The organism is Magnetospirillum sp. SS-4 (assembly GCF_902729425.1).
In the GTDB taxonomy this organism is placed as follows: Bacteria; Pseudomonadota; Alphaproteobacteria; order Rhodospirillales; family Magnetospirillaceae; genus Phaeospirillum.
Genome location: NZ_CACVCH010000001.1, coordinates 7,501 through 20,516, shown reverse-complemented (window position 1 = coordinate 20,516; position 13,016 = coordinate 7,501). Strand labels below are relative to the sequence as shown.

At 65.5% G+C, this 13,016-nt stretch carries 15 protein-coding genes (1 of these 15 running past the window's edge); 10 read left to right on the top strand and 5 right to left on the bottom strand.

Features of this window, described 5'->3' with window-relative positions:
- Window positions 1-3: 3 nt before the first annotated feature.
- A complete protein-coding gene (locus tag MTBSS4_RS00095) occupies window positions 4-432 on the bottom strand; it encodes a hypothetical protein (protein ID WP_173981348.1) in 429 nt (142 codons plus the stop codon).
- A gap of 171 nt (window positions 433-603) precedes the next feature.
- On the opposite strand from MTBSS4_RS00095, the gene gatC reads away from it, so the two are divergent.
- The 7 genes from gatC to MTBSS4_RS00060 all read left to right on the top strand — a co-directional run bounded on the left by gatC (window position 604) and on the right by MTBSS4_RS00060 (window position 6,265).
- Complete coding sequence (gene gatC / locus MTBSS4_RS00090; protein WP_173981347.1) at window positions 604-891, top strand: Asp-tRNA(Asn)/Glu-tRNA(Gln) amidotransferase subunit GatC; 288 nt, start codon at window positions 604-606, stop codon at window positions 889-891.
- 25 nt (window positions 892-916) lie between these two features.
- Entirely contained in the window at window positions 917-2,374 is a 1,458-nt protein-coding gene (gene gatB / locus MTBSS4_RS00085) for an Asp-tRNA(Asn)/Glu-tRNA(Gln) amidotransferase subunit GatB (RefSeq protein WP_173981346.1), read from the top strand.
- 5 nt (window positions 2,375-2,379) lie between these two features.
- On the top strand, window positions 2,380-2,946 hold the full coding sequence (locus tag MTBSS4_RS00080) for a tyrosine phosphatase family protein (RefSeq protein ID WP_173981345.1): 567 nt from the start codon (window positions 2,380-2,382) through the stop codon (window positions 2,944-2,946).
- Between the two features lie 199 nt (window positions 2,947-3,145).
- Window positions 3,146-3,484: a P-II family nitrogen regulator gene (locus MTBSS4_RS00075; RefSeq protein WP_173981344.1), complete on the top strand. Its 339-nt coding sequence runs from the start codon at window positions 3,146-3,148 to the stop codon at window positions 3,482-3,484.
- 51 nt (window positions 3,485-3,535) lie between these two features.
- The gene (gene glnA, locus MTBSS4_RS00070) at window positions 3,536-4,948 is read left to right on the top strand and encodes a type I glutamate--ammonia ligase (RefSeq protein WP_173981343.1); all 1,413 of its coding nucleotides are present in this window, start codon (window positions 3,536-3,538) and stop codon (window positions 4,946-4,948) included.
- Window positions 4,949-5,246: 298 nt separating this feature from the next.
- Window positions 5,247-5,690: a helix-turn-helix domain-containing protein gene (locus MTBSS4_RS00065; RefSeq protein WP_173981342.1), complete on the top strand. Its 444-nt coding sequence runs from the start codon at window positions 5,247-5,249 to the stop codon at window positions 5,688-5,690.
- A complete protein-coding gene (locus MTBSS4_RS00060; RefSeq protein ID WP_173981341.1) occupies window positions 5,690-6,265 on the top strand; it encodes a putative toxin-antitoxin system toxin component, PIN family in 576 nt (191 codons plus the stop codon). The genes MTBSS4_RS00065 and MTBSS4_RS00060 overlap by 1 nt, the downstream gene beginning before the upstream one ends.
- Before the next feature lie 4 nt (window positions 6,266-6,269).
- Here the strand turns inward: MTBSS4_RS00060 and MTBSS4_RS00055 are convergent, their stop codons facing one another.
- On the bottom strand, window positions 6,270-6,428 hold the full coding sequence (locus MTBSS4_RS00055) for a hypothetical protein (RefSeq protein ID WP_173981340.1): 159 nt from the start codon (window positions 6,426-6,428) through the stop codon (window positions 6,270-6,272).
- A 170-nt stretch (window positions 6,429-6,598) separates the two neighbouring features.
- A complete protein-coding gene (gene ccoG, locus MTBSS4_RS00050; RefSeq protein WP_173981339.1) occupies window positions 6,599-8,044 on the bottom strand; it encodes a cytochrome c oxidase accessory protein CcoG in 1,446 nt (481 codons plus the stop codon).
- Between the two features lie 204 nt (window positions 8,045-8,248).
- Here ccoG and MTBSS4_RS00045 point away from each other — a divergent pair, with 204 nt between their 5' ends.
- Together MTBSS4_RS00045 and MTBSS4_RS00040 are read left to right on the top strand one after the other, a co-directional pair.
- Complete coding sequence (locus MTBSS4_RS00045; RefSeq protein ID WP_173981338.1) at window positions 8,249-8,737, top strand: hypothetical protein; 489 nt, start codon at window positions 8,249-8,251, stop codon at window positions 8,735-8,737.
- Between the two features lie 31 nt (window positions 8,738-8,768).
- A complete protein-coding gene (locus tag MTBSS4_RS00040; protein WP_217425473.1) occupies window positions 8,769-9,197 on the top strand; it encodes a MarR family winged helix-turn-helix transcriptional regulator in 429 nt (142 codons plus the stop codon).
- Here MTBSS4_RS00040 and MTBSS4_RS00035 read toward each other — a convergent pair whose 3' ends face one another.
- A complete protein-coding gene (locus MTBSS4_RS00035; RefSeq protein WP_173981336.1) occupies window positions 9,198-10,913 on the bottom strand; it encodes a methyl-accepting chemotaxis protein in 1,716 nt (571 codons plus the stop codon).
- A 242-nt stretch (window positions 10,914-11,155) separates the two neighbouring features.
- Between MTBSS4_RS00035 and MTBSS4_RS00030 the strand changes: the two genes are divergently transcribed.
- Complete coding sequence (locus tag MTBSS4_RS00030) at window positions 11,156-12,955, top strand: hypothetical protein (protein WP_173981335.1); 1,800 nt, start codon at window positions 11,156-11,158, stop codon at window positions 12,953-12,955.
- A gap of 2 nt (window positions 12,956-12,957) precedes the next feature.
- Here the strand turns inward: MTBSS4_RS00030 and MTBSS4_RS00025 are convergent, their stop codons facing one another.
- On the bottom strand, window positions 12,958-13,016 hold the end of the coding sequence (locus MTBSS4_RS00025) for a M23 family metallopeptidase (RefSeq protein ID WP_173981334.1). The gene runs 1,357 nt beyond the window's last position; 59 of the gene's 1,416 nt are visible here — the last part of the coding sequence; the start codon falls outside the window, past its right edge — the gene reads right to left on this strand; its stop codon occupies window positions 12,958-12,960.

The window sequence follows — 13,016 nt, the reverse complement described above, 5'->3', positions numbered from 1 at the left end:
AGGTTACTTCAGTTTCCAGGCGATCTCGGCCTCGCACTGCATCAGCCACGCCACCCGCTTGAGACGGGCGCTTTGCGCCGCCGCCTCGCGCCGTTCCTTTTCGACGCGGTCGTCGACGCGGTTCTGCTCGCGCGACAGCCGCATCATGCGTTCCTCCAGCGAGGGGTTCTCGCGCATTTCGCGTTCCAGCTCCATGTCGGCGCGGGCGCGCCGCGCCGGCTGGGTCAGCAGGTCGTCGCGTTCCCGGGTCACCGCCGCCAGCTGGGCCTTCCAGAACGAATCGCCATAGATGGCTGCGCTGAAGGCGGCCGGCCCGCCCGAGGGCTGGCAGGATTCGTCCAGCGCCACCTTGTCGGGCGGCAGCACCGCCCAGAAGAACAGGGCGGCGCCCCCCGCCAGTATCAGCATGTCCCTGGCCCGAATGCGAAACATGGCCGTACCTCCATCCGCCGCACCTCCATTCGAAAGAGTAACGCCGCGCCATCCGCGCGACAATCGCCTCGAACGCCGGGGCAGGGTTGCGCCATTCCTGCCTGGATGCTAACGTCCGCCACGCTTGGAAACACCTGTGTTTCCGCCGCCATACCGGAGCTTCGAAGGCCCATGTCCCTGGACAAAGCGACTGTGCGCAACATCGCCAATCTGGCGCGCATCGAGGTTCGCGACGAGGAACTTGACCACCTCGCCGGCGAGCTTTCCAACATCCTCCACTTCGTCGAGCAACTGGCCGAGGTCGATACCGACGGAATCCAGCCCATGACCGCGGTGGCGGCCTTGACCTTGCCCATGCGGGCCGATGCCGTCACCGACGGCGGCTATCCCGACCAGGTGCTGGCCAATGCCCCCGAGGCGGAGGAAGGCTTCTTCACCGTTCCCAAGGTGGTGGAATGAGCACCCATAAGCCGGAGTTGGTGTAATGGCCTATATCATCAAGGGTGAAACCGGGGATTGGGAGATCGTCATCGGCCTGGAGGTCCATGCCCAGGTCATTTCCAACGCCAAGCTGTTCAGCGGCGCCGCCACCTTGTTCGGCGCCGAGCCCAACACTCAGGTCAGCTTCGTGGACGCGGGCTTTCCCGGCATGCTGCCGGTGATCAACGAGGTGTGCGTCGAGCAGGCGGTGCGCACCGGCCTTGGCCTAAGGGCCCGCATCAACCTGACCAGCGTGTTCGCCCGCAAGAATTATTTCTACGCCGACCTGCCCCAGGGCTATCAGATCAGCCAGTTCGACCTGCCCATCGTCGGCGAGGGCGAACTGATCCTCGACCTGCCCGACGGCTCGACCCGCACCGTCGGAATCGAGCGCCTGCACCTGGAACAGGACGCCGGCAAGTCCATTCACGACATGCATCCGTCGAAGTCGTTCATCGACCTGAACCGCTCGGGCGTCGCCCTGATGGAGATCGTCTCCAAGCCCGACCTGCGCAGCCCCGAGGAAGCCGGCCTCTACCTGACCAAGCTGCGCTCGATTCTCCGCTATCTCGGCACCTGCGACGGCAACATGCAGGAAGGCAGCATGCGCTGCGACGCCAATGTCAGCGTCCGGCCGGTGGGCTCGACCGAATTGCGCACCCGTTGCGAGATCAAGAACGTCAATTCCATCCGCTTCGTCCAGCAGGCCATCGAGTACGAGGCGAGGCGCCATATCGACGTCTACGAATCGGGTGGCGAGATCCGGCAGGAAACCCGGCTGTTCGATTCCGTCAAGGGCGAGACGCGCTCCATGCGCTCGAAGGAACATGCCCACGACTACCGCTATTTCCCCGATCCCGACCTGCTGCCGCTGGTGATCGGGCAGGACTTCGTCGACGCCATCAAGGCCGGCCTGCCGGAACTGCCCGACGCCAAGAAGGCCCGCTTCATGGCCGAATACGGCCTCAACGCCTACGATGCCGGCGTGCTGGTGGCCGAGCGCGTCTCCGCCGATTTCTTCGAGACCGTCGCCAAGGGCCGCGACGCCAAGATCGCCTGCAACTGGGTGATGGGCGATTTCTTCGCCGCGCTCAACGCCACCGGCAAGACCATCGAGGACCCGCCGGTCTCCGCCGCCGATCTCGGCCAATTGATCGACCTGATCAAGGACGGCACCCTGTCGGGCCGCCTCGCCAAGGACGTCTTCGCCCTGATGGTGGGAACCGGCAAGGCGCCAGCCGTCCTGGTCGAGGAAAAGGGCATGAAGCAGGTCACCGATTCCAGCGCCATCGAGGCGGCGGTGGACGCGGTGATTGCCGCCAATCCCGACAAGACGCAGCAGGTCAGGGACGGCAAGACCGCGCTCTTGGGCTGGTTCACCGGCCAGGTGATGAAGGCGACCCAGGGCAAGGCCAATCCGGCCATGGTCAACGAAATGCTGTCGAAGAAGATCGTGGGGTAGGGAGGGTGAGCGGGCCCCTCCTTTCCTTTCCGCTGATCGTCTGCGGCATCGACGAACTGCCCCTGCACGCCGGCGCCGGGGTCAGCCATGTGCTGACCATCCTGGACCCCGGCTGGCCCGATCCCGATCATTTCGCCGCCTATGGGCCGCATCGCCGCCGGGTGTGGCGGTTCCACGACATCGTCAACGAGCACGATGGACAGCGGCATCCGGCCGAGTCCGACGTCCAGGCCATCCTGGATTACGGCGGGATGCTGGAGGGCGAGACGGTGGACCGTCTGCTGATCCACTGCCATCTCGGCCTGTCGCGCTCCACCGCCGCCGCCGTCATCCTGATGGCCCGCCGCCATTCGGGGCGGGAGGACGAGGCCTTCGCCCACCTGCGGACGATCCGCCCGTTCTCCTGGCCCAACTCGCGCATGATCGGCATGGCCGACGCCATGCTGGGCCGCGACGGCGCCCTGGTCGCCGCCATGCGCCGTCATCACGCGGACATGGCCCGCGCCCGTCCCGACATGATGGTCTATCTGCGGCAAAGCGAGCGTGGCGCCGAAGTGCCGCCCGAAGCCTAAAAAACAGGCTGAAGCGCCTGTAAAAGCGGCAGTTTCGCTGTTCACCCAGCCCCGATCAGGCGCTTTTCCCGGTGGCAGAACTGGCACGATGCGTGCTAAATGAGTCGCGCTCCAGCCGAGTCGCGCCCGGCGCGCCGCCCGTATCACAGGCTGCGCCTCCGACGCGGGTTTCAGCGCCAACTCAACCGACGGCGGTTTCATGAAGAAGATCGAAGCGATCATAAAGCCCTTCAAGCTCGACGAGGTGAAGGAAGCCCTTCACGAGGTCGGATTGCAGGGGCTCACCGTGACCGAGGCCAAGGGCTTCGGGCGGCAGAAGGGACATACCGAGCTCTATCGCGGGGCCGAGTACGTGGTGGATTTCCTGCCCAAGGTCAAGATCGAACTGGTCATCGAGGACAATCTGGTGGAACGCGCCGTCGAGGCGATCCAGCAGGCCGCCCATACGGGCCGCATCGGCGACGGCAAGATCTTCATCTCGACGGTGGAGGAAGCCATCCGCATCCGCACCGGCGAACGCGGCACCGACGCCATCTAGGCCCGGCCCCATTTTTATTCGCAGACACACCCAACCATCAGGAATGTGACCATGTCCGACGACGTCAAGAAGGTCCTCGATCTGATCCAGGAAAACGATGTCAAGTACGTCGATTTCCGTTTCACCGATCCGCGCGGCAAGTGGCAGCACACCGCCCAGCATGTCTCCACCGTCGATGCCGAGATGCTGAACGAAGGCATCATGTTCGACGGCTCCTCCATCGCCGGCTGGAAGAGCATCAACGAGTCCGACATGATCTTGAAGCCCGACGCCTCGTCGGCGGTCATGGACCCCTTCGCCGCCCAGCCGCAGCTGATCATCAACTGCGATATCGTCGAGCCCGCCACCGGCCAGCTCTATGACCGCGACCCCCGCTCCATCGCCAAGCGCGCCGAAGCCTATGTGAAGTCCTCGGGCGCCGGCGACACCACCTATTTCGGCCCCGAGGCCGAGTTCTTCGTGTTCGACGACGTCAAGTTCGAACTCGGCATGAACAAGGGCTATTACGAACTGCGCTCGGAAGATGGCGTCGAGGCCCAGGGCCGCGACTTCGCCGAGGGCAACCTGGGCCACCGTCCGGGCGTCAAGGGCGGCTATTTCCCGGTTCCGCCGGTGGACGGCCATGTGGACATGCGCGCCGAGATGCTGACCGTGATGGGCGAGATGGGCCTGCCCATCGAGAAGCACCACCACGAAGTGGCCTCGTCGCAGCACGAGCTGGGCGTGAAGTTCGGGGGCCTGGTCCAGGCCGCCGACTGGATCCAGATCTACAAGTACGTGGTCCACAACGTCGCCGCCTCCTACGGCAAGTCGGCCACCTTCATGCCGAAGCCGATCTATGGCGACAACGGCTCGGGCATGCATGTGCACCAGTCGATCTGGAAGGCCGGCAAGCCGCTGTTCGCCGGTTCGGGCTATGCCGACCTGTCGGACACCGCCCTTTACTACATCGGCGGCATCATCAAGCACGCCAAGGCCATCAACGCCTTCACCAACCCGCTGACCAACAGCTACAAGCGCCTGATCCCCGGCTTCGAGGCTCCGGTGCTGCTGGCCTATTCGGCCCGCAACCGCTCGGCCTCCTGCCGCATTCCCTACTCGGCCTCGCCGAAGGGCAAGCGCGTCGAGGTTCGCTTCCCCGATCCGGGCGCGAACCCCTACCTGGCCTTCGCCGCCATGCTGATGGCCGGCCTGGACGGCATCGCCAACAAGATCCATCCCGGCGATCCCATGGACAAGAACCTCTATGACCTTCCCCCGGAAGAGCTGAAGCAGGTTCCCACCGTGTGCGGCAGCCTGCGCGAAGCCCTGGAAAGCCTGCGGGCCAACCACGACTTCCTGTGCAAGGGTGACGTGTTCTCGAAGGAATTCATCGACGCCTATATCGAGCTGAAGTACGAGGAAGTCTATCGCTTCGAACACACCCCGCATCCGGTCGAGTTCCAGATGTACTACTCGGTCTGATCCGGTCCTTCGGGCTTGATCGCGAAACCCCCGCCAGGAAACTGGCGGGGGTTTTTCCGTGCCCAGACGTTCAGGGGCAAAGACCTGAGCGGGCATCCCGTCCAACGGTGAGGCAACATCCTCCCGTGCCGGGACGTTCGCCTCCCAGGTCGAGCAGCAGGCGTGTCCAGCCACCGCCTAGGTATGGGGTTGACCATGGCGGCTGTTTCGATTATTGCGTTTGTTGTGGTTGGTTGCCATATAAAAGAGGTGCGGGATACAACCTGCGCCAACCAATGACCGAAGGCGGGAGAGATCGATGTCGGACCTGAAGGCCTACGATCCCGTTGTACCGACGGAAGCCGAGGCCCGGATTGCCGAGGCGTCCGGGCGTATTCTGGCGGGCCATGCCAGGGGCGAGTTGCGGGTTCAGTTGGATGACGGCCAGACCCTGGTGCTGCCTCAGTCAGTGGCGCGGCTGCTGACCCACATCCTGACCGAGATGGCGGAAGGCAACGCTGTCACCATGATCCCCATCCATGCCGAGATGACGACGCAGGAGGCCGCCGACTTCCTCAACGTCTCGCGCCCCCATTTGATCGGGCTGCTGGAGCGTGGAGACATCGCCTTCCACAAGGTCGGCACCCATCGCCGCATCAGGTTCCAGGACGTCAAGGGCTACAAGAACCGCCTGACCGCCGACCGCTCTCAGGCCCTGGATGAATTGGCTCGGGCCTCCCAGGAACTGGGGATGGGCTATTGATGGCTGGCCGCTTCGCCGTCGTGCTGGATGCTTGTGTGCTGTATCCGGCCCCGTTGCGTGACCTGTTGATGCAGTTGACCCTGGCCGATCTGTTTCGCGCCCGTTGGAGTGACCAGATCCATGAAGAGTGGATATCCAACCTGTCGGCAAATCGCCCAGACCTGACCCGCGACAGGTTGGAGACGGTTCGCAACCTGATGAATGCCCATGCTTGGGACAGTCTGGTCTCTGGGCATGAGCCGCTGATCAACCTGATCCACGGCTGTCCCGACCCTGATGACCGTCATGTCATCGCCGCCGCCTATCACTGCCGGGCGAACGCCATCGTCACCTTCAATCTCAAGGACTTTCCCGACGCCGCCCTGGCCCCCTATGGGCTGGAGGCGATCCACCCTGACGACTTCATTCGCTCTCAGCTCGACCTGGATTTGGCCAGGGTGCTGGAGTCCGTCCGCACCTGCCGGGAGCGGTTAAAGAACCCGCCTAAGGCGATCCACGACTATCTCGACACCCTGGAAGCCCAGACCCTGCCCAAGACCGTGGCCGAACTGCGCCGCTATGCCACCATCTTGTAGGCCTCTATGCCTTGGGCATCAGGTGCGACAGGCCCACCCAGAAGTCCAAGTCCTTGAAGGTGCCCAGCCACTTGGGCGGAGTGAATATCTTCCCGTCATAAGTTTCTGACGTGATGTTGATGATCTTGTGGACGACGATGCGGACAACCTTCACCGTGTCCACTCTCGCTTCCTCCAACTGCGACACGCAGGTTTGGCGGAAGTTGTGGAACACCATTCCATCACGATCAATCCCCGGCATTCGGGGAGCCAGACCACGAAACAGTGGCGATAGGCTCCTTCCCTGGCCTATCCGTCAGGTCCGGCGGATGCCACGGAATGATGGGGTAAGGGTCACTTCTCCGGCCCGGCGAACAGCGAATCCGTCCGCACCGTGCGGCTGGGGCCGCTCAGTTCGAAGGTGACGGGCATGCTCCGGCCGGTGATCTTGTCGGCCGGGGCGCTGACATAGACGCGGAAGGTGCCGACGCTGTCGCGCGCCACCTGCAACTCGGCGCGGGTCACGTTGCTCTCGCCGCCGACCACGTCCATGGTGGCGCCGTCGAGTCCGGCCAGGGTCAGGCCGAAGGTGCGGGGCTCGGCCTTCATGTTCAGCACCTTGTAGACATAGCCGTTGCGGATGGAGCCGTCCGACATCTGGACGAACAGCGGCGAACGTTCGTGCAGCACGTTGACGTCGACGTCGGGCCTGGACGCCAGCCGCGCCAGCATCACCGTGGCGGCCAGCAGCATGATGCCGCCATAGATCAGGGTGCGGGGACGGATGGGGCGGTATTGCGGCTTGGCGCCGCTTCCGCGGGCGGCGATGTTGAAACTGGAATCGTAGGAGATCAGGCCGCGCGGCAGCTTGAACCGGTCCATCACCGTATCGCAGGCGTCGATGCACAGGGCGCAGCCGATGCAGGCCAGCTGATTGCCGTTGCGGATATCGATGCCGGTGGGGCAGGCCTGGACGCAGGCGCGGCAATCGACGCAATGGCCGCGCCCCTCGAAATTGGCGTCCCGGCCGGCCGGGGCGCGGGTCTCGCCGCGCCAGGCCTCGTAGGTGACGATCAGGGAATGCTCGTCGAACATGGCCGACTGGAAACGGGAATAGGGGCACAGATAGACGCAGACCCGTTCGCGGGCATAGCCGGCCAGCAGGAAGCAGAACCCGCCGATCACCGCGATGGTGCCGTAGACGGCGGTCGACGCGTTGCCGGTGAGGATGTCTCCCAGCATCTCGAAGGCGTCGCCGAACCACAAGGTGAAGCCGATGCCGCAGGCCGCCGCGATGATCAGCCAGCCCAGATTGATCAGGGCCAGACGTCCCAGCTTGGCCGGCGACATCTTTTGAGCGTCGAAGACGATGCGCTGGTTGCGGTCGCCGACCACCTGCCGTTCCACCCAGACGAACAGGTCGGTGTAGACGGTCTGCCAGCACAGGAACCCGCACCACACCCGCCCGGCCAGGGCGCTCATCAGGAACAGGGCGATGGCGGCGATCAGCAGGATGCCGGTCAGGTAATAGACCTCCTGCGGCCAGATCTCGATGAACAGGAAATAGGCCCGCCGCCCGGGCAGGTCGATCAGGATCGCCTGATCCGGCGCGCCGGGGCCGCGATCCCAGCGCAGGAACGGCGCCAGATGCCACCATCCCAGGGTCAGGAGCGTCGCCCACCATTTCAGCGAGCGGAAGGTCCCCTTGACGGCGCGGGGATAGGCCTTGCCGGTTTCCATGTAGACCGGCACCTCGCCCTGGTGCAGGGGGCGGGTCTCGGCGGCGGAGGTCGAGTCCATGGGGAAGCTTCCTCGAAAATATATATTAGAATAATACAATATAAAATATCCGCAGCAATGTCGCGGTTAAAATCCGCATGGGAGCCTTGCGTCGCCTCCACCTCGGGCGGACCACGACGATATCCGGCCGGAATAAAAATAGCTTGCTATCTTCATGTCGAGAGAATAAATAGCATGCTATGTTTATTCCGAGGGAGACGCATCATGCGACCAAGCCTGAAATTCCTTCACATTCTGGGAATCGCCCTGTTCCTGGGCAGCCTGCCCGGACACATCGTGCTGGGCGGCGTGCTTCCCGGCGGCGACATACCCGCTCTCGGAATCATGTTCTCGCGCCGGATCGTCCTGATCCTCACCCTGGCCGCGACCATTCCCGGTCTGGTGCTGGCGGTGGGAAGCGGTCTGATGCTTCGCTCCAGGCTCTCGCCGCCGCGCCCTTCGTGGCTCGGCTGGCACATGCGGGCTGGGTTGACGGTGCTGGCGGTCGGGTTGCTGGTCATCACCCCCCAGGTCTTCGCCCTGGCCGGGATGGCGGCGGAACTGGCCGAGGACCGGTTCGATCCCGCGGCCTGGGGCCGGGCCAAGCTGATCGAGGACGTGGCCGGCACCGTCAATCTGCTGCTGGCCCTGGCTACGATGGCGCTGGCCTGCTTCAAGCCGGATTGGCGGCGCGGCAAGGGTGTGGGAGAGTGATGGCGATGATGGTCATGGGGATGGTGGAGTGATGTTCCAGCGGGAAACCTCGTTCGGCTATCTGGTCAACCTGGCGGCCCGGCTGTTCATCCGGGCCCTGGACCGGCGCATCGGAAGCCACGGCCTGGTCCATGGGCAGTTTCCCGCCCTGTTGATGGTGTGGGAGCGCCCCGGCCTGACCCAGACCGAGATCGCCGCCGCCGTGTCGGTGGAGCAGCCGACCATGGCCAACACCCTGAACCGCATGGAGCGGGACGGGTTGGTGGAACGGCGGCCCGATCCCGACGACCGTCGCCGCACCCTGATCTTTCCGGCGGCGCGGGCGCTGGCCATCCGGGACGCGGTGCTGGCCGAGGCCGGCGCGGTCAACGCCCTGGCCACCAGGGGGATGGCCGAGGCCGACAGGGCCGAGGCCATCCGCCTGCTGCGATGGATGATCGGGAACCTGAAGGCCGACTGATCAGGCGGCCCTGACGCCGCTCAGGAACTGTTCGATGGTTCCCCTCAGGCGTTCCGACTGCTCGGACAAGGTGCGCGACGCCCCCAGCACCTCGTTCGAGGAGGTGCCGGTCTCGTCGGCCGCCGCCTGGACCTGACCCACATTGCTGGAGACCTCGGCGGTTCCCGCCGCCGCCTGCTCGACGTTGCGGGCGATTTCGCGGGTGGCGGAGTTCTGGGCGTCGACGCCGTCGGCGATTCCCGCGGAAATGGAGCCGATCTCCTCGATCACCCCGACGATGGCGCCGATGGTGTCGACCACCCGGCGGGTCTGGTCCTGGATGGTGGCGATCTGCTGGCTGATCTCGTCGGTGGCCTTGGCGGTCTGGTTGGCCAGGGTCTTGACCTCGTTGGCGACCACGGCGAAACCCTTGCCGGCCTCGCCGGCGCGGGCCGCTTCGATGGTGGCGTTGAGGGCGAGAAGGTTGGTCTGGCTGGCGACGTCGTTGATCAGGCTGACGACTTCGCCGATGCGCTGGACGCTGCCTGCCAACTGGGCGACCGCTTCGCCGGCCTGGGAGGCCTGAATGCCGGCATTGTGGGAAATCTCGCGCGAATGGGAAACCTGACGGCCGATTTCCGAGATGGAACTGGACAATTCCTCGGCGGCGGCGGCGACGGTCTGGACATTGACCGAGGCCTCCTCCGAGGCCGCCGCCACCGCCGTGGCCTGCCGGCTGGTCTGCATGGCGGTGGAACTCATGGATTCGGCGGTGGCCTGAAGCTGGCTGGCGGCGCTGGCCACCAGATGCACCATCTCGCTGGCGGCGCGGTCGAAGGAGGTGGTGAGGGATTCGATGGCGGCGGCGCGGCGGCGGCGCTCCTCCTCCGCCTTGCGGCCGGCTTCCTCCAGGTCGCGCTGGTGGATCAGGGCGGCGCGGAATACCGCCATGGCGGCGGCCATCTCGCCGATCTCGTCCGTCCGTCCCTCGGACGGAATCTCGACGGTGGTGTCGCCCTTGGACAGAACCTCCATGGTTCGGGTCATCGCCGACAGGGGGGGGACGATGGAGGCGGCGGTGCGCATGGCGATGACGATGGCGGCGGTGATGCCGACGACCAGGGCGACGATCGCCACCGTCATCATGGTGTGAATCTGGGATTCGGCGGCCTTGGCATCCTCTTGCAGCAGCTTCTGCTGCACATCGACCATGCCGCCGGAACGATGGCCGTCGGCGCCCTTGTCGCCGGCCAGCAGGACCACCAGCCGGCGGACCCGCGGAATCGCTTCGGTGACCAGGACCTGCACCCCTTCCTTGGTGGCGCCCAGGCCTTCCGCCTTTTCCTGCGCCGCCCGCAGGCCGGCCAGCAGATCCTTGGTTTCCTTCCAGCGTTCGATATTGCCGGGATCGGTGAAGCGGGGGGCCAGACTGTCCATGGCGGCGGTGCCTTTGGCGATCTCGCGCCATGCATCGGCACGCTCTCCCTTGAAGCTGTCGTTGCCGGTCAGCAGATAACCGCGCAACGCCGCCAGCGAGGCGTAAAGGTCGGCCTCGATCCTGACGCCGGTCTGGGCCACCGGCATGCGAAAGCCGATCATCCGGTCCGTGGTGGTCCGGACGCCGCCGGCCTCGAACACGGTGATGCCGGAGGCGAGGGCGATCAGGGCGCACAGGGTTCCGAAGCCAAGCCAAAGCCTTTGGCCGATACGAAGCGAGGTCAGGCCTTTCCCACTCACGGTGTCCTCCTTGAATGATGACGCGACATGCCAATCGTCCGGCGGCTTGATCCATATCAAATCAGACAAACAAAATCCATCATTTCGTATAGGTTCGTCATAGTCCTTGGCGCGAGAAGACGGGCTGGAGGCGGGTCCTGGGGATGTATTCGGCCGCCCTGTCCCGATAAATTGACACAACCATGCCTATCTCTATGGCACTATGTCGCATGGTGATCGCTTCCATGGGTGGGGTCGGGTAAATGGGGCTGTCGGATCTTTGGCGGAGCATCCGCCGGCGGTTCAGCCGTCTGGCCGAGGAAGAAAAACCCGACGAGCGCCCCCGGGCCGACGGGCGCAGGCCCATCCGCATGGCCCGGCGCAGCGGCTATCTCTCCGTCGACAGCTTCGCCGACGAACTGGTGCGGATGAAGGAGGCCGACGCCGCCGGACAGCACCGCCTGCATGTCTTTTCCCTCACCGATTTCCGTCAGGCGGTCGGCGGCAAGTGGGAAAAACTGGGCGGACTGGTGGAAGTGGCGGTCGAGTCCATCATTCGCCGGCATGTGGATACCGAAAAGGATATCTTCACCCGCCTGGATGCCGAGATCGCCTGCCTGGCCTTGCCGAACAGTTCGCGTTCCGAAACCCGGACCCGGGTTGCCGCCATCGCCCGCGACATTGCCGCTCACCTGTTTGGCGATGCGGTGATCGATGGCCGCAGGCCGCAGGTCTGGGCCGCCAACATGCCCATCGCGGCCGCCCTGACCGAGGATGGCGACATGGACCGCGCCGCCATCGAGGACGCCCTGGCCAAGGCTGGGGCCGCGCTCGCCGCCGGTCTGGGCGAGGCGGGAGGGGCGGAGGGGGCCGCCGCCCGGGCCATCATGGCGGCTCCCCACCGGGCGACGCTCGCCACCTTGATGGCCGACGATCCGCTGGCGAAGGGAGCCGACGCCCCCCGAACCGTGTTCGCCATCTCGGGCGGGCAGCGGGACCGGGCCGACCCGCCGTCCGGCCGTCCCGACTGGGCCGAGGATCAGGGCCGGAAACTGACGGGGGCCGACGCGCCCCGAAGCGTGTTCGTCGTTTCGGGCGGGCAGCGGGACCGGGCCGACCCGCCGTCCGGCCGTCCCGACTGGGTCGAGGATCAGGGCGGGAAACTGACCGGGGCCGACGCGCCCCGTCGGGTCATGACCGTCGGCGCCGGGGCCGGCGAGCGTCCGGCGGCCGCTCCGTCACCGACCGCTTCGCAATCGGTCGCCGCCGGAACCCCGAACTGGCTGGACAGCCAGATTCAGGACCGTGGGGCGGCCGTGGCCCGGATGACGCCGGAATCCTCGCTGACCCTGGTGTGGTCGCCGACCTGGGTGACGTCGCGCCGCGCCATCGGCGCCTTTCATGCCAGGGTCATCCGGGTGGACAAGGAGGGGGCGCCGTCGCTGGAAGGAGTGAACGCCTATGCCGGCCTGGCGCCCATCGAGGTTCTGACCCTCGACCGCTTCACCGCCACCCAGGCGGCTAAGGAACTGAAGGCCCTGTTCTTCGGACGCCAGAAGGTGGGGCTGACGGTGCCGGTGCACTGGATGTCGCTGGCGCCGCGCTGGCGCGACTGCATCCGCATTCCGTTCGAGGATTGTCCGCCGGTCGCCCGCCAGAAGCAGTTGAAGATGGAGGTGTTCGGCCTGTCGCCCTCGGTGCCGCCCCATGCCCTGCGCCGCATGTTCGAACCGCTGGAACGGGTCGGCTGCGACGTTATGGCGCGATTGCCGCTGTCGGCGGTCGACATGATTCCGTCGCTGTCCTTCCTCAAGGCGGTGGGAGTCGACCTGGCGGAACTGGGCGACGACGAACGGGTCGGCGACGACGAATTGTTCGCCCGCCTGGAGCTGTTCCGCGAAACCGCCAGGAAGTCCAGGATCGCCTGCTACGTCTGGGGCGTGCGGCGCCGGCCGCTGATCGCCAGGGTGGTGCAGTCGGGGTTCTCCCTGGTCAACGGCCCCGGCGTGATGTGCGACCTTGGCCATCCCCAGGTTCCGAAGCGGCCGGATGGCCGAGCCTGAAATCAGTTGGGTCTGGCGCCCGGCTTGCCCGGGGTGACCGCGACATGGGTGGCCGAGGGGA